Source organism: Streptacidiphilus sp. PAMC 29251 (genome assembly GCF_054208735.2).
In genome coordinates this window covers 6,456,175-6,473,274 of record NZ_CM135725.2, presented here as the reverse complement: position 1 = coordinate 6,473,274, position 17,100 = coordinate 6,456,175, and the positions used below count along the sequence as shown (strand labels likewise).

16 protein-coding genes and 1 riboswitch are annotated in these 17,100 nt (G+C 72.3%); of the genes, 2 read left to right on the top strand and 14 right to left on the bottom strand.

All coding sequences use genetic code 11. From position 1 onward, the window contains the following. Window positions 1-115 precede the first annotated feature (115 nt). From ACXKR8_RS30925 to ACXKR8_RS30895, 7 genes are all read right to left on the bottom strand, one after another. Window positions 116-1,051 carry a Ppx/GppA phosphatase family protein gene (locus tag ACXKR8_RS30925; RefSeq protein ID WP_458267853.1) on the bottom strand — a complete coding sequence of 312 codons (936 nt, stop codon included), beginning with the start codon at window positions 1,049-1,051 and terminating at the stop codon, window positions 116-118. Beyond that, window positions 1,048-1,596, bottom strand: coding sequence for a DUF501 domain-containing protein (locus ACXKR8_RS30920; RefSeq protein WP_458267852.1), 549 nt, complete (start codon window positions 1,594-1,596; stop codon window positions 1,048-1,050). Before ACXKR8_RS30920 ends, ACXKR8_RS30925 begins: the two co-directional genes overlap by 4 nt. A 68-nt stretch (window positions 1,597-1,664) precedes the next feature. Beyond that, a complete protein-coding gene (locus ACXKR8_RS30915) occupies window positions 1,665-2,099 on the bottom strand; it encodes an FtsB family cell division protein (protein ID WP_458267851.1) in 435 nt (144 codons plus the stop codon). A gap of 96 nt (window positions 2,100-2,195) precedes the next feature. Next, on the bottom strand, window positions 2,196-3,485 hold the full coding sequence (gene eno / locus ACXKR8_RS30910) for a phosphopyruvate hydratase (protein WP_458267850.1): 1,290 nt from the start codon (window positions 3,483-3,485) through the stop codon (window positions 2,196-2,198). 157 nt (window positions 3,486-3,642) lie between these two features. Further along, complete coding sequence (locus tag ACXKR8_RS30905; RefSeq protein WP_458267849.1) at window positions 3,643-4,410, bottom strand: transglycosylase family protein; 768 nt, start codon at window positions 4,408-4,410, stop codon at window positions 3,643-3,645. A 3-nt stretch (window positions 4,411-4,413) separates the two neighbouring features. Continuing rightward, window positions 4,414-4,568, bottom strand: a riboswitch (cyclic di-AMP (ydaO/yuaA leader). Window positions 4,569-4,674: 106 nt separating this feature from the next. Further along, window positions 4,675-5,409: an HAD family hydrolase gene (locus ACXKR8_RS30900; RefSeq protein WP_458267848.1), complete on the bottom strand. Its 735-nt coding sequence runs from the start codon at window positions 5,407-5,409 to the stop codon at window positions 4,675-4,677. A 16-nt stretch (window positions 5,410-5,425) separates the two neighbouring features. Then, entirely contained in the window at window positions 5,426-6,310 is an 885-nt protein-coding gene (locus tag ACXKR8_RS30895; RefSeq protein WP_458267847.1) for a winged helix-turn-helix domain-containing protein, read from the bottom strand. Between the two features lie 144 nt (window positions 6,311-6,454). On the opposite strand from ACXKR8_RS30895, the gene ACXKR8_RS30890 reads away from it, so the two are divergent. Beyond that, a complete protein-coding gene (locus ACXKR8_RS30890) occupies window positions 6,455-6,670 on the top strand; it encodes a hypothetical protein (protein ID WP_458267846.1) in 216 nt (71 codons plus the stop codon). Here ACXKR8_RS30890 and ACXKR8_RS30885 read toward each other — a convergent pair. After that, window positions 6,667-7,929, bottom strand: a complete 1,263-nt coding sequence (locus tag ACXKR8_RS30885; RefSeq protein ID WP_458267845.1) for a cytochrome P450 family protein — start codon at window positions 7,927-7,929, stop codon at window positions 6,667-6,669. The two genes, ACXKR8_RS30890 and ACXKR8_RS30885, sit on opposite strands and share 4 nt — an antisense overlap. 123 nt (window positions 7,930-8,052) lie before the next feature. On the opposite strand from ACXKR8_RS30885, the gene ACXKR8_RS30880 reads away from it, so the two are divergent. Continuing rightward, the gene (locus ACXKR8_RS30880) at window positions 8,053-8,847 is read left to right on the top strand and encodes an SDR family NAD(P)-dependent oxidoreductase (RefSeq protein WP_458275124.1); all 795 of its coding nucleotides are present in this window, start codon (window positions 8,053-8,055) and stop codon (window positions 8,845-8,847) included. Here ACXKR8_RS30880 and ACXKR8_RS30875 read toward each other — a convergent pair. The 6 genes from ACXKR8_RS30875 to mfd form a co-directional block, all read right to left on the bottom strand. Continuing rightward, complete coding sequence (locus ACXKR8_RS30875; protein WP_458267844.1) at window positions 8,831-9,865, bottom strand: LLM class F420-dependent oxidoreductase; 1,035 nt, start codon at window positions 9,863-9,865, stop codon at window positions 8,831-8,833. The genes ACXKR8_RS30880 and ACXKR8_RS30875 overlap by 17 nt on opposite strands. A 48-nt stretch (window positions 9,866-9,913) precedes the next feature. Then, window positions 9,914-10,651 carry an endonuclease V gene (locus ACXKR8_RS30870; protein WP_458267843.1) on the bottom strand — a complete coding sequence of 246 codons (738 nt, stop codon included), beginning with the start codon at window positions 10,649-10,651 and terminating at the stop codon, window positions 9,914-9,916. Then, window positions 10,651-11,679 (bottom strand): nucleoside triphosphate pyrophosphohydrolase, encoded by a 1,029-nt coding sequence (locus tag ACXKR8_RS30865; protein WP_458267842.1) that lies wholly within the window; start codon window positions 11,677-11,679, stop codon window positions 10,651-10,653. Before ACXKR8_RS30865 ends, ACXKR8_RS30870 begins: the two co-directional genes overlap by 1 nt. Before the next feature lie 27 nt (window positions 11,680-11,706). Then, the gene (locus tag ACXKR8_RS30860) at window positions 11,707-12,339 is read right to left on the bottom strand and encodes a hypothetical protein (protein WP_458267841.1); all 633 of its coding nucleotides are present in this window, start codon (window positions 12,337-12,339) and stop codon (window positions 11,707-11,709) included. A 130-nt stretch (window positions 12,340-12,469) separates the two neighbouring features. After that, window positions 12,470-13,357: a hypothetical protein gene (locus tag ACXKR8_RS30855; protein WP_458267840.1), complete on the bottom strand. Its 888-nt coding sequence runs from the start codon at window positions 13,355-13,357 to the stop codon at window positions 12,470-12,472. Between the two features lie 58 nt (window positions 13,358-13,415). Then, window positions 13,416-16,994: a transcription-repair coupling factor gene (gene mfd, locus ACXKR8_RS30850; protein ID WP_458267839.1), complete on the bottom strand. Its 3,579-nt coding sequence runs from the start codon at window positions 16,992-16,994 to the stop codon at window positions 13,416-13,418. Window positions 16,995-17,100 lie beyond the last annotated feature (106 nt).

The window sequence follows — 17,100 nt, the reverse complement described above, 5'->3', positions numbered from 1 at the left end:
GCTCGCCGCCGCACCGGCGACCCCGTACCGGAACCCGATCAGGGCCCGGACCTCAAAATCCGGACGAACACTCCCTCAGGACCACAGAAGATCCGGGAACCCCACGTGAAGAAATTCACAAAGTTTCCGGGACGGCAGGCCGTGCCGCACTCCAGGCGATGCCGTCGAGGATGTCGTGCTCGCTCACCACCAGCTCCTGGGCCCCGCTGCGCTCCATGATCGCCAGCAGCACCAGCGCCCCCGCGCCGATCACGTCCACCCGGCCCGGGTGCATCACCGGGATGGCCGCGCGCTGCTCCGCGGTGCTGGTCAGCAGCAGTTCGGCGACCTCGCGGACCCGGGCCAGCGGGATCCTGGAGTGGTGGATCGCCACCGGGTCGTAGGCGGGCAGCTCCAGCGCGATGGCGGCCACCGTGGTGACCGTCCCGGCCAGGCCGACCAGGGTGGCCGCGGTGGTCAGCGGGACCGCCTCGGCGGCCAGGTCCAGCGCCTGCTTGATGTCGGCGCGCATGGAGAGGGTGTCCTCGCCATGACGCTCCGTCAACCGGACGCAGCCGATGTCCACCGAGCGGGCCGCCTCGACCCGGTCCGAGCCGAGCACGAACTCGGTGGAGCCGCCGCCCAGGTCGAACACCAGGTAGGGAGGCACCAGGCCGTCGGCTGCGCCCAGCTCCCGGGTGGCGCCGGCGAAGGACAGCTGGGCCTCCTCGTCGCCGCTGATCACCTCGGGCTCGACGCCCAGGATCTCCCGGACGCCGTCCACGAACTCGGCCCGGTTCTCGGCGTCGCGGGAGGCGCTGGTGGCGACGAAGCGGACGCGCTTCGCGCCGTGCTCGGCGATGACGGCGGCGTACTCGCGGCAGGCGGCGAAGGTGCGCTCCAGCGCCTCCGGGGCGAGCCGTCCGGTGCGGTCCACGTCCTGGCCGAGACGGACGATGGTCATCCGCCGGTCCAGGTCGCGCAGCTCGCCGGTGGCAGGGTCGAGGTCGGCGACCAGCAGCCGGATCGAGTTGGTGCCGCAGTCGATCGCGGCCACGCGCTGGGGGCTCACTTGCTGTCGTCCTCGTCGTCGATGGGGGCGGTGTCGTCCTCGGTGGTGCCGGGGACAGTGACGCAGCAGCCCTTGCGCCACCACTGCGGCAGCTTCGCCAGGGCCTCGTCTCCCAGCGGGTTCACCCCGGGGCCCGCGGCCAGCGAGTGGCCCACCAGGACGTGCAGGCACTTCACCCGGTCGGGCATCCCGCCGGCGCTGGGGAAGCCCTCCAGCACCTCGATGGCGTCGCGCTTGGCGATGTAGTCCTCGTGCGCCCGCTGGTAGGCGGCGGCCAGCTCGGGATCCTCGGCGAGCCGCGCCGTCTGCTCCTTCATCAGGCCGTCGGCCTCCAGCGTGCCGATCGCGGAGGCGGCCCGGGGGCAGGTCAGGTAGTACAGCGTCGGGAACGGCGAGCCGTCCTCCAGCCGCGGCTGGGTCTCCACCACGTCGGGGAGGCCGCAGGGGCAGCGGTGGGCGACGGCGCGCAGCCCGCGCGGCACCCGGCCGAGCTGGGCCGCGATGGCCGCCACGTCGTCGTCGGAGACGGGGTTGTGCGAGGTCATCTTCTGGGCCTTCTTCAGTACGGGGTGCGGCTTCAGTGCGGGGTCCGGCTTCAGTGCGGGGTCCGGCTTCAGTGCGGGGGTGTGGCGGCGTCCGTCGGGGAGGCCGCGTCGGCGGCGTCCAGGGACTCGAACAGGTTGTCGTACCAGGGCTGGCCGGCCGCGCCCGCCTGGGCCTGGGCCTGGGCCGAGGCCTGGGCCGAGGCGCTCGGGGTGGGATCGACCGCGGTGAACGGGGTCTCGCCGGGGAAACCGTAGTGCAGCCGCTCGCGGGCCTGGGCCGTCACATAGGCCGGATCCTGCCAGCGGGCCCGCTCCCGGCGCAGCTCGTCCACCTGGGCCTGGGCCTGCTCGGCGGCGGCGCGCTGCTGGGCGATCTGCGAGCGCTGGGCGATGAACTGCCGGGTCGGGTAGGCCAGCGCGGCGATCAGCGAGCAGAGCACCAGGGCGAGCACCGCGGCGCGGCCGGTGAAACGCGGCCTGCGACTGCCTGCCTTGCTGCTCACGTTCTCGCCCTCCCGTGTCCCTGTGGATGCGCCGGTGCCCCGCCGCCCACCCTAGAGGGTGATCGCGGCGGGGCACCGGTCCAGCACGACGAGTCGTCAGTCGGCGGCGGGCTGGAAGCGCGGGAACGCGCCGCGGCCGGCGTACTCGGCGGCCTCGTCGAGGATCTCCTCGATGCGCAGCAGCTGGTTGTACTTGGCGACGCGCTCGGAGCGGGCCGGGGCGCCGGTCTTGATCTGGCCGCAGTTGGTGGCGACGGCGAGGTCGGCGATGGTGACGTCCTCGGTCTCGCCGGAGCGGTGCGACATCATGCAGCGGAAGCCGCTGCGCTGGGCCAGCTCCACCGCGTCCAGGGTCTCGGTCAGCGAGCCGATCTGGTTGACCTTCACCAGCAGCGCGTTGGCCGCGCCCTCCTTGATGCCGCGGGCGAGGCGGACCGGGTTGGTGACGAACAGGTCGTCACCGACGATCTGCACCTTGTCGCCCAGCTTGGCGGTGAGGGTCTTCCAGCCGTCCCAGTCGTCCTCGAACAGCGGGTCCTCGATGGAGACCAGCGGGTACGCGGCGACCAGCTCGGCGTAGTAGTCGGTCAGCTCGGAGGCGGAGAGCGCCTTGCCCTCGAACTGGTAGGCGCCGTCCTTGTAGAACTCGGACGCGGCCACGTCCAGGGCCAGCGCGACGTCCTTGCCGGGGGTGTAGCCGGCCTTCTTGATGGCCTCGACGATGAGGTCGAGCGCCTCGCGGTTGCTGTCCAGGTTCGGGGCGAAGCCGCCCTCGTCGCCGAGACCGGTGGAGAGGCCGCGCTCCTTCAGCACACCCTTGAGGGTGTGGTAGACCTCGACGCCCCAGCGGACGGCCTCGGAGAACGAGGGCGCGCCGATCGGAGCGATCATGAACTCCTGGATGTCGACGTTGGAGTCCGCGTGCGAGCCGCCGTTGAGGATGTTCATCATCGGGACCGGCAGCACATGGGCGTTGGGGCCGCCCAGGTAGCGGAACAGCGGCAGGTCGCTGGCCTCGGAGGCGGCGTGCGCCACGGCGAGCGAGACGCCGAGGATGGCGTTGGCGCCGAGCGAGGACTTGTCCGGGGTCGCGTCCAGGTCCAGCATCGCCTGGTCGATCAGGCGCTGCTCGGTGGCGTCGTAGCCGATCAGCTCCGGGCCGATCTGCTCGATGACGGCGAGGACGGCCTTCTCGACGCCCTTGCCGCCGTAACGGGACTTGTCACCGTCACGCAGCTCAAGGGCTTCGAAGGCACCGGTCGAGGCGCCGGACGGAACGGCGGCACGCCCGGTGCTGCCGTCGTCGAGGCCGACCTCGACCTCGACCGTGGGGTTGCCTCGTGAGTCGAGGATCTCCCGGGCTACGACGACGTCGATGGACGGCACAGGCATCTCCTTGGGGGAATACTGGGGTGCTTACCCCAAGAGCCTAGCCGCAGCAGAGGGCGTGGCCACCCGGACCGCGCGGGTGTCTCACCAGCCGGAGCCCCTACCCACCAGTAGTTCACCTGGCGGGCAGGGGCCGCGGGCGGGGCAGTCGGAGTCAGCCGACGTCGAGCCGCTGGCCCGGGAAGATCAGGTCCGGGTTGCCGCCGACGGTGGAGCGGTTCTCCTGGTACAGCGCCTTCCAGCCGCCGCCGAGGTGCGCGGAGGCGGCGATGCCGGAGAGGGTGTCGCCCGGCTTGACGGTGTAGTCGCCGTGGCCGGTGCTGTGCGTCGGGGACGCCTGCTGCACCGAGGGGGCGGCGTGCTTCGGGGTGCTGGGGGTGGTCTTCACGCTGTGCGTGCTGCTGCCGGCGCCGCTGTGCTTGCCGGTGCTGGTCTGCTTGGTGGTGCTGTGCGTGGTGGTGGTCTTCTTGGCCGGGGCCTTCTTGGCGGGGGCCTTCTTGGTCGGTGTGGTGCTCACCACCGGCGCGCCGCCGCCCTGGCTCAGTCCGGCCCGGGGTCCGCAGACCGGCCAGGCGCCGGGGCCCTGCGCGGCCAGCACCTTCTCGGCGATGGTGATCTGCTGGCCCTTGCTGGCGTGGTTGGCGGTGGAGGCGTACGCGGTGCCGCCGTACCCGGCCCAGGTCGAGGCCGAGAACTGCAGCCCGCCGTAGTAGCCGTTGCCGGTGTTGATGGACCAGTCGCCCCCGCTCTCGCAACTGGCGACCTTGTCCCAGGTGGACACGGATGCGGCGGAGGCGCTGGTCGCGCCGATCAGCGGCAGCGCTATCCCGGCGGTGCCGAGACTCGCGGTGGCCACCAGACGCGCGGTGCTGCTGCTGCGGGGCTTGCGATGGCGACCGGCGACAGGGGTGGTGAAGAGCATGGCAGGGTCCCTCTCCGACGCCTGCGAGGTGAGCTGTCGGGTTCGGGCCGGTAGGTAGCCCGGACGCTTGACGCGTCTTCACCCCGAGCCGCAGCCTTGTGAACTGCGGCGACTTACCTGGGTCCCCCGCTCCTGCCCAATCAAAGAGTGTGGGTTCCGCCCCCCGGCTGGACAGGACTCGGCGTCCCGAAGGGCAGTCGCCCGCGCATGCGGGCGTGCCGGAAGGCTAGACATATGAACTGCATAACCACAAGCCCCGTCCCTTCACTGAAGTAGGGAGAAAGCTCCCAATTCACTCCAGTGGTCGATCACGCAGTCGTCCGCAACTCCCGCACCCACCAGGCGCTTCCGCCGCCGCTCGTCCCCGCCCGCGAATCCGACGAAATCCACCCCGGCGCCGGCCGCCGCCTCGACATCGGTGACCGCGTCCCCGATCAGCACCGCGTCAGCGGCGCTGCCCCGCACCGCGGCCACCGCCCGGTCCAGCAGATAGGGGCGGGGCTTCATCAGCGCCGGGTCCGCGGGGCGGCCGAAGACCCGCCCCCGCAGCAGCTCCGCCAGCGGCTCCCGGCGCCGCAGGTACGCTTCCACCGCGGCGGTCGCGTTATTGCTGACCACGGCCACCGACCGGCCCGAGCGCAGCAGCCGCAGCACCGCGTCCACGGCGTCCGGCGTCTCCGCGGCGGTGCCGACGGCCTCCTGCTCGGCCTCGGCCAGCCGGCCGTCCAACTGCCGGGTGAGCGCCTTGATCTCCGGCTCGGACAGGCCCTGGCCGCCGAGCGCCTTGGCCAGGCCGTCCAGCAGGCCGTGCGGATCCTCGGTGCCCGCCAGCTCGCCGGGGAGCCGGACGCCCTGCGCGTCGAGCTCGCGCAGCAGCTTCCGGGCCACCCCCGGCGCCGGGTGCCCGGCGAACACCGAGCAGACCGGACCGTCGAAGTCCAGCAGGACCACCTTCGCCCGCTCCACCTTCGCTGCTGCCGGGGCTCGTTGCGGTGACACGACGGATGGCTCGCTCTCAGTCTCTGGGGTCTCGGTGCAGTTGGACGCCATAGCGTTCGGCCTTTACCCACCAGGACTCGAAGAACGCCTGGACCGTGCGGACGAACTTGGAGTCGACATGGTTGGGCAGGGCGTGTCGAGTACGCCAGAAAAGCTTACTGTCCAGGCCGGCCAGGTCGTCGATCCGGTACTCCTCGCCACCGATGTCGACCGACCGCTCCGTCAGCTGGTAGAAGCCCTCCAGCACCTCGTTCCCGTTCAGCACGTACAACTTGGTCATCGGCGGAAAGGGTACGGCTCGAACCTCCACCTTCGGGTTGCCTTCGACCAACTGGAAGGTGCGCAGGTTGTCCACCGCCGCCTGCAGGCTGGCCACCTGGGTCTGCGTGATGAGCTGCAGCCGGGCCAGCGGACGGTGGTCGTCGGGATGGCCGATGACCCGCGGAAAGGTGGGCGTGGCCGAGTAGTTGGAGACCAGCAGCCGGATCCGGAACTCGCTGAGCACCGTCCGGGAGGCGCGCAGCGCCAGCATCTGCAGCTGTATCGCCGCGACCAGGGACTCCGAGGTCACACAGAAGGCGTCGATGGTCAGCTTTCCGGACCTGGTGGCCAGCGCGATGCGGTTCTGCAGGGTCTCGATGGTCCGGCTGGGCCCATGGCTGTGGCCCTCCGGCTCCTCCAGCGGCGGCTCGCCCTCCGCCGGGGCCAGCACCGCGCGCTTCCCCGGCGAGGTGATGATCAGCCCCTCGTCGGACAGCTCCTGCAGCGCCTTCTGCATCGTCGCCCGGGACACCCCTATCTCGTCGGCCAGGCTCTTCCCCGACGGCAGGCTCTCCCCGGGCCGCCACCTGCCCGCGGCGATTCTGCGTTCCAGAGCCTCCTTGGCTCCCTTCGACACCATGAGCCAGTACCTCCCACCCCTCGACCAGGCACTACCCAGCGCAGCCTACTCCTCTAAAAAGCTTATGCACCTGCCTAGTTGTCACCTGGTCAGGTTATCTGGTCCCCTGAATACAGAGAAGGTTTCCGTACAGGGAGGCAGGCCATGGAAGTCTCTGAGAAGGTCACTCAATGGATGTTCAGCATGCTGCTCCAGTCACACCCCCGCCTGGACCTCTCGGCCCTGCTGCTCGCCGGTGTGATGCTGTTCGCCTTCGGTGAGCGCCGCTCCTTCGGCCGCCTGGTGCTCGCCTTCGGCCTGGTCCTGCTCTTCGGCGGCCACCTGGCCATCCGGATCACCATGCCGAACGGGCCGTCCTAGCCCTTCTCGGGAGTGAAGGACACCGGGAGTCGGCGGAGACCCCGCATGATGAGGCCGCCGCGCCAGCGCAGGTCTGCGGGGGCGGCGGCGAGGGTGAGGTCGGGGAGCCGGCGCAGCAGGGCCGCCAGGGCGTACTGGGCCTCCAGGCGGGCCAGCGGGGCGCCGATGCAGTAGTGGATGCCGTGGCCGAAGCCGAGGTGCGGATTGTCCCGGCGGGCGAGGTCGAGCAGCTCCGGCTGGTCGAAGCGGGACGGATCGCGGTCGGCGGCGGCGAGGACCACCAGCACCGGGTCGCCGGTGGCGATGTCCTGGCCGCCGATGCTGACCGGGGTGGTGGCGTAGCGCCAGGTGGCGAGCTCCACCGGCCCGTCGTAGCGCAGCAGTTCCTCCACCGCGGTGCCCAGCAGCCCGGTCTCGCCGCGGTCCAGCGAGGCCTGAAGCCTGGCTCGCTGCTCGGGGTGGGTGAGCAGGGCGTAGAGCCCGTTGCCGATCAGGTTGACCGTGGTCTCGAAGCCGGCGAAGAGCAGGATGAAGGCCATCGCCGCGGCCTCGTTCTCGGTGAGGTGCTCGCCGTGGTCGCTGGCCCGGATCAGCCCGGAGATCAGGTCGTCGCCTGCCTGTCCCGAGGCGAGGTCGGCGCGCTTGCGGTGGATCAGCTCGGCGAGGTAGGTCCGCATCTTCTTCACCGAGCGGGCGACCCCTCCACGCGGGCCCCCGCCGTGGCGAATCATCATGCCGGCCCAGTCCCGGAAGTCGTCCTGGTCCTCGGGCGGGACGCCGAGCAGGTCGCAGATGGCATAGATGGGCAGCGGGAACGCGAACTCATGGATCAGGTCCGCCGACCCGTTCGCGGCGAAGCCGTCGATCAGCCGGTCGGTGATCTCCCGCACCCTGGGTTCGAAGCCGGCCACCGTGCGCGGGGTGAAGGCCTTGGCGACCAGCCGGCGCAGCCGGGTGTGGTCGGGAGGGTCGATGTTCAACAGGTGGGTCATCAGGTCGGCGCCGCGCTCCCCCGGGATGCCGGTCCGGCCGCTGCTCTGCCCGTGGTGGCCCGGGTTCTTGCTCAGCCTGGGGTCGGCCAGCGCCTGCCGGGCGTCGGCGTAGCGGGTGACCAGCCAGGCCTCGACGCCGCTGGGCAGGGTGGTGCGGTGCACCGGGGCGTGCTCGCGCAGCCAGGCGTAGGCCGGGTAGGGGTCGGTGGCGAACTCCCAGGTGAAGAGTTCCGGGGCGGCGGGGACGGCGGCTGGCGGCTTGTGCACTCCTTGACGGTAGCCGGAGGTTGGCTTGCATTCCGGACGGGCACTGTTGCGGTGGCAGGTCGGATGCCTACGATCACCGGCAGTGCGCGGGCCAGTGCGGAGGCCCGCCGGGAGGAGCGGGACATGCAGATACGCGGATCCGTCGTAGTGGTGACCGGTGCGGCCGGGGGAATCGGGGCCGCACTGGCCCGGCGATTCGCCGCCGAGGGCGCGCGCGGGCTGCTGCTCGCGGACCTGGACGGCGGCCGGGTCGAGGACCTGGCGCTGGAACTGGACCGTGAGGGTTGTCACACCGTGGGTGTCGGCAGCGACGTGACCAGGGAGAGCGACGTCCGGGCGCTGGTGGAGACCGCGGAGAAGCATCTGGGCCCGGTGGACCTGTTCTGCAGCAACGCCGGGCGCGGCTCGCTGGTCGGCGAGAGCGCGGGCTTCGAGGCGGCCAATGAGATCTGGCAGTCCTGCTGGGACCTCAACGTCATGGCCCATGTCTACGCGGCCCGGGCGGTCCTGCCGGGAATGCTGAAGCGCGGGCAGGGCTACCTGCTGAACACCGCCTCCGCCGCCGGGCTGCTGCAGATGCCCGGCGACGCGGCGTACACGGCGACCAAGCACGCGGCGGTGGCCTTCGCCGAGTCGCTCGCGGTCACCTACGGCGACCAGGGGATCAAGGTCAGCGCGCTGTGCCCGCAGGGCGTGCACACGGCGATGACCTCCGACCCCTCCGTCGCGGCGCGGCTGAGCCTGTTCGCGCCGCTGCTGACCCCGGAGCAGGTCGCGGACGCGGTGGTGGAGGGCCTGGCCGAGGAGCGCTTCCTGATCCTGCCGCACCCGGAGGTGGCCCAGTACGAGCAGAGCCGGGCCGCCGACCGGGACGGCTGGCTGGCCGGGATGCGGAAGGCGATCAGGCGGACGGGCTGACCGCGAGGACCGCCGCCGCGACGGCCCGGCGGCGGTCGCGGGGCTCGGCGGTGGAGTCCGCCATCTCCGGGGTCGGCAGGATCGCCGGGACCGGCACGGTCACGCCGTTGGCGGCGTAGCGCCGCAGCTGCTCGCGGACCCGGACCGGGTCGCCGTGCACGATCAGCGCGTCCACCACCTGGTCCGGCACCGACGCCGCCGCGCCCTTGCGGTCGCCGGCCGCCCAGGCGTCCCACATCGGCTTGAGCTGCTCCTCCCGGCCGAGCCAGCGGTGGAACGCGGCATAGGCCGGGACGGTGAGGTAGCCGGCGATCAGCCGGCGGCCGAGGGCCCGCGCGTAGTCGGCGTCGGCGGTGGGGCAGACGAAGATCCTGGCGGCGACGGTCTTGCCGGTGCCGCCGGCCCGGTGGAACTCGTCCACGGCGGTGGTCACGTCCTCGGCGGAGAGCCAGTTCAGGATGGTGCCGTCGGCCTCCCGCGCGGCCAGCTTCAGCATGCCCGGACGCAGGGCGGCGAGCAGCACCGGCGGGGTGGACGCGGGGACCCGGTCCAGCCGGAAGCGGCGGACCGCGAAGGTCTCGTACTGCTCGTCCACGACCTGCCCGGTGAGGGCGGTCCTGAGGAAGCGGAGGGTGTCCCGGCAGCGCGCGTAGGGCTGCTCGTGCGGGACCGCGTTCCAGTCCTTGACGATCACCGGTGAGGAGGAGCCGATCCCGAGCGTGAACCGGCCGGGGGCGGCCTCGGCCAGGGCGGCGGTCTGCATCGCCAGCAGCGCCGGGCCACGGGTGTGCACCGGCACGATCGCGGTGCCGAGGTTCAGCTGAGGGGCCCAGACCGAGGCCAGTGCGAGCGGGGTGAAGGCGTCGGCGCCGGTGGTCTCGCTGGACCAGAGGTCGGTGAAACCGAGGTCCGGCAGCGCCTCGACCAGCTTGCGCTGGTCGGTCAGCGGGATGCCCTCGAGCGGAAAGGTGAGGCCCCAGCGGGCGGCGGCAGGTACGGCGGCGGGTGAGGGGGTCATCCAGCGATGCCACCACGCCGACCGCCCGGTCGGCAAGGGGAGGCAGCCTCAGTCGGCGTCGGTGGTCAGCACGGCGGTGGCGCGGGCCTCGTCGGCGGCGGCCTGCCCGGCGAGGGCGTCGCGGCAGAGGCGGTCGGCCAGCCGGGTGGTCTCCGGGAGCCGGTAGCGCGGTGCGGCCCGCAGCACCAGGGCGCAGGCCTCGTCCAGGGTGATCAGGTGGCCGGTGGAGACAGTCAGCGGCTTGACCCCGTCCTGGGTGCGCAGCACCCGGGCGACGGTCTCGCCGCCGTCGTGGACGTCGCTGCTGTCGCCGCGGGCCGGGCCCGGCTCGTCCCAGCTGCCGAGCAGCGGGGTCTTGGCGACGCCCAGCGTCGGCAGCCCGGCGAGCACGCCCAGGTGGCAGGCCAGGCCGAAGCGGCGCGGGTGAGCGAGGCCCTGGCCGTCGCAGAGCAGTACGTCCGGGGTGGTGGCCAGCCCGCGCAGCGCGGCGATCAGCACCGGCAGCTCACGGAAGGCGAACAGCCCCGGCAGGTAAGGGAATCCGGCGGTGCCGACCGCGGTGGCGCTGTCCAGCAGCTCCATCGTGTCCGCGTCCAGGACCACCACCGCGGCGGCGACCCGGTCCTCGGCGCTGCCGTGGCTGCCGCCGTAGGCGACGTCCAGACCGGCCAGGGTGCGCGGCGGGGCGGCCAGCGGCGCGGTACGGACCAGCGGCCGCAGCTCCTGCTGGATCCGGTACGCCTGCTCCGGGGTTGACGGCCAGTCATGACTGAGCTGAAGCTCCATCAGCTGCCCTGCTCCACCTGCTGGATGGCGTCCCGGTAGCGGCGGGCGGCGGCCCGCAGCTCGGCCTCGGGGTCGAGACCCTGCTGCTGGGCCAGGATCGCGAGCGCCAGCAGCTCGGCACCGAGAGCACCGCTCTCGCCGGCCTCGCCGACCGGGAGCGGCACGTCGAGGCCGGCCTTGGCCACCCGTGAGTGCAGCTTCGCGGCCAGCGCCAGCGCGGGCTGCGCCAGCGGCACACCCTCGACGATGGAGTCGCGCTGCTTCTCGGCCGCCTTCAGCTGATCCCAATTGGCCTCTACATGCTCCGCGGTGGGGGCGTGCACATCACCGAAGACATGGGGATGACGATAGGTCAGTTTGTCGATGATGCCGCCCGCGACATCGTCGATGCTGAACGGCTGCTCCGGGTGCTCCTCCGCGATCCTGGCGTGGAACATCACCTGGAGCAGGACGTCGCCCAGCTCCTCCTGGAGCATCTCCCGGTCGCCGTCCTCGATCGCCTCGATCAGCTCGAAGGACTCCTCGACCAGGTACTTCACCAGCGACTCATGGGTCTGCTCGGCGTCCCAGGGGCAGCCGCCCGGCGCGCGCAGCCGGTCCATCACCGCGACCAGGTCCAGCAGCCGGGCCCCGGGCAGGTCGTAGGAGCCGGGCAGCAGTTCGATCTCCGGCACCGGCCCGGCCGCGAGGCCGCCCTCGACCGCGATCCGGGCCAGCGAGTCGGTCAGGCCCGGGTCGCCGTCCACCCCGCCGATCCACAGCACGGTGCGGCCGGACGCCGCCTCGGCCAGGGTACGGGCCAGCGCGAACGCCGGGACGTCGTCCAGCAGCTCGACGGTGACCCCGGCCTGGCGGACGTAGGGCAGCTGCGGGTGGCCGGGGTCGCCGGCCAGCACCCGGTCCGCGTCCCGCAGCGCGGCCCAGGCCGGCCAGGACAGCAGGCCGGGGGCGACCCGGTGGGTGCTGGAGAGGAGGACGAGCCGTCCCGGCCCGGCCTCAGCCGCTGAGGTGTCGAGGTGATCTGCCACGGGACGAACCTACCGTGACGCGGCGGCTCAACTCGTCGCGGCGGCGGGCTCCGCCTTGAGCCACGGCTGCTTGGACCCGGTGAGCGGGGGCCAGGGGCTGTCGGCGGTGGCCTTCGCGCTCCAGCTGCCGTAGCGCGGGTTGACCGTGACCCCGAGGCTCGTCGCCGACTTCTGCAGGATCTTCTGGAAGGCCGCCGGGGCCTGGTTCGAGCTCGGGTCCACGCCCGACAGCTGGATCAGCATCTGCTGGCCCACCTGGTAGCGGGCGAAGGTGGCGAAGTCGGAGGGGGCGATGTGCAGCTGAGTGATGATCGCCTGCTGCAGCGCCTGCGCGCTGCCCAGCTGCTGCGCGTACGCCTCCTCGGTCTGCTGGACCTCTCCGGTCGAGACCGACTTGCCCTGCGCGGCCAGTGCCTGGTCCACCAGCTTCGCGTTCACCAGCAGCGACAGCAGATTCGCCGAGGCGCCGGGGGCCTGCTGGGCGCCGGTGGCGCCGGCCGCGGCCTGGTAGGCGGCGACATGCGCCTGGAGCGTCGACACCGTGATCCGCTGGTCACCCACCACCGCGGCGGCGCCGGGGTGCGCGGTCGACGAGCAGGCCGACAGAGCAGCCACCGCGCTCACAGCGAGTGCGACAGCAGCGGTGCGACGGCGGTTCACGGGGCCTCCCGGCGACTCAACGGACCTACGGGGCTCGACGATACGTCTGTTACTGCTCCGAGGACCGAGGATAGGCAGCCGAACTGTCCCGTGTCACCAGGTCGGCGCAGGCGAACCGCGCCGCGGTGGATCAGCTGACCGGGGTGCGGGTCTCCGCGGCGGACGCCTCGACCGCGGCCGGCTCCGCCGGGCCCACCTCGCCGAAGCGGGCCAGCGCCAGCGCGCCGGCCACGGCCAGCGCGAAACCGGCCAGGGCCAGCGGCAGCATGCCGGGCCGGGTGCCGTCGCCGAGCAACACCACGCCGAGGACGGCCGGCAGCGCGGTCTCGCCGAGCACCATGCTGGCGGTGGCGGTGGTGACCTTGCCGCCCCTGACCCCCTCGGTCATGAAGACGAAGGAGACCGCACCGCCCGCGAGCAGCGCGTACGTCGCCGGGTCGGACAGCAGCGGCAGCAGGTCGAGCCCGTGGGTGCTCGGCAGCACCCGGACGGCCAGGCCGACCACGCCGAAGCCCAGTCCGCAGAGACTGCCCATCACCGCGGCGCGGCGGGGCTCGCTCAGCTTCCAGGCCACCCCGCCGAGCGCGGCGATCAGGGCAACCGCGGCCAGCAGGATCCAGTGGAACGCCTGCCCGGGCTGCTTGTGGCCCTCCTCCCCCGCGGTCGCGCCGAGGACGGCCAGGCCGACGCAGACCCCGGCCACGCCCAGCCACTCGCCCCGGCCCAGCCGGATCTTCAGCAGCGCCGCGCCGAGGACGGCCGTCACCGCGAGGGCGCCGGCGAGCGCCGCCTGCACCACGTAGAGCGGCAGCGAGCGCAGCGCGATCAGCTGGGCGATGAAGCCGAGGCCGTCCAGGAGGAGGCCTGCGGCGAAGGGGAGGTTCAGCATCGCTTTCGCTGTGCCGAAGACCCCCTCACCGGGGGTGGGCTTGTGGCGCTGGGCCCCCAGGGCCTGCAGGACCATGGCGACGCCGAAGAAGAGGGCGGCGGCGAGGGCCATCAGCAGACCTAGGAGCATGCTCCGAGTCTATGGGTTGGTGGGAACGGTGCAGGTCTGCGCGGTTTTTTCGTCCCGGTCAGAACAGGGTGGTCAGGAATTCGGTGCACCAGACGAGGAGGTCGCGGCCGACCACCGGCTTGGCGCCGATCTTGCCCGACCCCGGCCGGGGCACCAGGAGCAGCTTGGTGGAGGCCTTGATCTGGCTGCGCGGGTAGATCCGCTGGAGCCGCAGCTCCTGCGACTCCCGCAGTTCCACCGGGCCGAAGCGGATGTTCTGGCCCTGCAGGGTGATGTCGGAGATCCCGCAGCGCCGGGCGAACAGCCGCAGCCCGGCCACCAGCAGCAGGTTCTCCACCGGCTCCGGCAGCTTGCCGTAGCGGTCGACCAGCTCGGCCCGGACCGCGGCGATGTCCTCCTCGGAGTTCACCGAGGCGATGGACCGGTACGCCTGCAGCCGCAGCCGCTCGCCGGGCGCGTAGTCGTGCGGGACGTGGGCGTCCACCGGCAGCTCGATCTTGACGTCCAGCGGCTCCTCGGCCGAGTCCTCGCCGATGCCGCCACCGCCCATATTTTCCCGGTATTCGGCCACGGCCTCGCCGACCATCCGGATGTAGAGGTCGAAGCCGACCCCGGCGATGTGCCCGGACTGCTCGCCGCCGAGCAGGTTGCCCGCGCCGCGGATCTCCAGGTCCTTCATCGCCACATACATGCCCGCGCCCATCTCGGTGTGCTGGGCGATGGTGGCGAGCCGCTCGTGCGCGGTCTCGGTGAGCGGCTTCTCCGGCGGGTAGAGCATGTAGGCGTAGCCGCGCTCGCGGCCGCGGCCGACCCGTCCGCGCAGCTGGTGCAGCTGGGACAGGCCGAAGGTGTCGCCGCGCTCCACGATCAGGGTGTTGGCGTTGGAGATGTCGATGCCGGACTCCACGATGGTGGTGGAGACCAGCACGTCGAACTGGTTCTCCCAGAAGTCGACCACGACCTTCTCCAGCGCCGACTCCCCCATCTGCCCGTGCGCGGTGGCGATCCTGGCCTCCGGGACCAGCTCCTTGAGCTTGGCCGCCGCCTTGTCGATCGACTCGACCCGGTTGTGGATGTAGAAGACCTGGCCCTCGCGCAGCAGCTCGCGTCGGATCGCCGCCGAGATCTGCTTCTCGTCGTAGGCGCCGACAAAGGTCAGCACCGGGTGCCGCTCCTCCGGCGGGGTGGTGATGGTGGACATCTCACGGATGCCGGTGACCGCCATCTCCAGGGTGCGCGGGATCGGGGTCGCCGACATGGTGAGCACGTCGACGTTGGCGCGGAGCTTCTTCAGCTGCTCCTTGTGCTCGACGCCGAAGCGCTGCTCCTCGTCCACGATGACCAGGCCCAGGTCCTTGAACCGGGTCTCGGCGGAGAACAGCCGGTGGGTGCCGATGACCAGGTCCACGCTGCCCTCGCGCAGGCCCTCCAGCACCGCCTTGGCCTCGGCGTCGGACTGGAACCGGGACAGCGCCTTCACCACCACCGGGAAGTTGGCGTAGCGCTCGGAGAAGGTGGAGAAGTGCTGCTGCACCAGCAGTGTGGTCGGCACCAGCACCGCCACCTGCTTGCCGTCCTGGACCGCCTTGAAGGCGGCGCGGACCGCGATCTCGGTCTTGCCGTAGCCGACGTCGCCGCAGACCAGCCGGTCCATCGGGACGGTCTTCTCCATGTCGGCCTTGACCTCGGCGATGGTGCTGAGCTGGTCCGGGGTCTCGGCGTAGGGGAAGGCGTCCTCCAGCTCGCGCTGCCAGGGGGTGTCCGGCGCGAAGGCGTGGCCCGGGGCGGCCATCCGGGCCGAGTAGAGCCGGATCAGGTCCCCGGCGATCTCCTTGACCGCCTTCTTGGCCCGGGACTTGGTCTTGGTCCAGTCCGCGCCGCCGAGCCGGTGCAGCGAGGGGGCCTCGCCGCCGACGTACTTGGTGACCTGCTCCAGCTGGTCGGTGGGGACGAAGAGGCGGTCCCCCGGCTGGCCCTTCTTGGCCGGGGCGTACTCCAGCACCAGGTACTCGCGGGTCGCGCCCTGGACGGTGCGCTGCACCATCTCGATGTAGCGGCCGACGCCGTGCGCCTCGTGCACCACGTAGTCGCCGGCCTGCAGGGCCAGCGGGTCGATGCCGTTGCGGCGGCGGGAGGGCATCCGGCGCATGTCCTTGGTGGAGGACTTCTGCCCGGCCAGGTCGGTCTCGGTGACCACGTGCAGCTTCAGGCCCTCGGAGTACAGCCCGTACTCGATGGAGCCGCAGGCGACATGGACGATGTCGGCGGAGGGCCGGCCGACCAGGTCGGGGCTGAGCCGGGCGCCGATGCCCTCGCCGGACAGCATCTCGGCGATCCGGGAGGCGGGGCCCTGACCCTCCGTCACCAGCACCACCCGCCAGCCCTCGGCGAGCCTGCCCTTGGCGTCGGCGATGGCCCGGGCGGTGTCGCCGCGGTAGGCCTCGGCCGGGTGCAGGTCGAGGTGGAGCACGTCGGGGCCGGTCAGCGCCTCGTCGTCGGCGGCGAAGGGGCTGACCGACCACCAGGGCAGGCCGATGTCGGCGGCGTGCTCGCGGATGTCGGCGATGGACCACAGCGAGGCCGCGCCCACGTCCAGCGGCCGGTCGCCGCCGGAGGCCGCGGCGACCCAGGAGGCGTGCAGGAACTCCTCGCTGGTGCGCACCAGGTCGGCGGCCCTGGTCCGGACCCGCTCGGGGTCGCAGACCACGGCCAGGCTGCCCTTCGGCAGCACGTCCACCAGCAGTTCCATGTCGTCGACCAGGACCGGGGCGAGCGACTCCATGCCCTCCACCGCGATGCCCTGGGCGATCCGGTCCAGGATGTCGGCCAGCTCGGGGTGCTGCTGGGACAGCTCGGCGGCACGGGCCATCACCGGCTCGGTGAGCAGCAGCTCACGGCAGGGCGGGGCCCACAGGCCGTGCTGGGCCACCTCCAGCGAGCGCTGGTCGGCGACCTTGAAGTAGCGGATCTCCTCGACCTCGTCGCCCCAGAACTCCACCCGCAGCGGGTGCTCCTCGGTCGGTGGGAAGACGTCCAGGATGCCGCCGCGGACGGCGAACTCGCCGCGCTTCTCGACCAGCTCGACCCGCTGGTACGCGGCGGCGGCGAGGCGGCGGACGAGGTCCTCCAGATCGACGTCCTGGCGCACCCGCAGGCTGACCGGTTCCAGCTCGGCCAAGCCCTTGACCTGCGGCTGGAGCACGCTGCGGATCGGCGCGACAATCACCTGCAGCGGGCCGGCGGCCGGGTCGTCGGCGCTGGGGTGGACGATCCGGCGCAGCACCGCGAGCCGGCGGCCGACGGTGTCCGAGCGTGGGGAGAGCCGCTCGTGCGGCAGGGTCTCCCAGGCCGGGAACTCGGCGACGCTGTCCGGCGGCAGCAGCGAGGCCAGCGCGGCCGCCAGGTCCTCGGCCTCCCGGCCGGTGGCGGTGACCGCGAGCACCGGCCGGCCGCGCGGGTCCTTCTCCTTCGCCGCGGCCGCCGCGAGGGCGCGGGCCAGCGCCGCGACCGCGAACGGGCGGGCGGCGGGCGGGCCGACGAGGTCAAGGTGGCGGCGGTCCCCGGTGAGGGCGGACTGCGCCGCCTCGACCAGGGCCGGGTCGGCGACGACGACGTCAAGCAGGCCGGTCAGGCTCATGGACTTCTCTCAGGCGGTTCTCGGCCGACGGCTGGGGGCCGGGGGCAACGCGAAGCACCCGGAACGCAGCGCGCACCGGGGGGTTCCCAGCGTACGCCCCGGCGCG

What these genes read in the sequence shown, in the direction of transcription:
- ACXKR8_RS30920 (WP_458267852.1), bottom strand. Translation starts at nt 1,596, where the DNA reads ATGACCTCGCACAACCCCGTCTCCGACGACGACGTGGCGGCCATCGCG.
- ACXKR8_RS30880 (WP_458275124.1), top strand. Translation starts at nt 8,053, where the DNA reads ATGCAGATACGCGGATCCGTCGTAGTGGTGACCGGTGCGGCCGGGGGA.
- ACXKR8_RS30890 (WP_458267846.1), top strand. Translation starts at nt 6,455, where the DNA reads ATGGAAGTCTCTGAGAAGGTCACTCAATGGATGTTCAGCATGCTGCTC.
- ACXKR8_RS30870 (WP_458267843.1), bottom strand. Translation starts at nt 10,651, where the DNA reads ATGGAGCTTCAGCTCAGTCATGACTGGCCGTCAACCCCGGAGCAGGCG.
- ACXKR8_RS30875 (WP_458267844.1), bottom strand. Translation starts at nt 9,865, where the DNA reads ATGACCCCCTCACCCGCCGCCGTACCTGCCGCCGCCCGCTGGGGCCTC.
- mfd (WP_458267839.1), bottom strand. Translation starts at nt 16,994, where the DNA reads ATGAGCCTGACCGGCCTGCTTGACGTCGTCGTCGCCGACCCGGCCCTG.
- ACXKR8_RS30905 (WP_458267849.1), bottom strand. Translation starts at nt 4,410, where the DNA reads ATGCTCTTCACCACCCCTGTCGCCGGTCGCCATCGCAAGCCCCGCAGC.
- ACXKR8_RS30855 (WP_458267840.1), bottom strand. Translation starts at nt 13,357, where the DNA reads ATGCTCCTAGGTCTGCTGATGGCCCTCGCCGCCGCCCTCTTCTTCGGC.
- ACXKR8_RS30895 (WP_458267847.1), bottom strand. Translation starts at nt 6,310, where the DNA reads ATGGTGTCGAAGGGAGCCAAGGAGGCTCTGGAACGCAGAATCGCCGCG.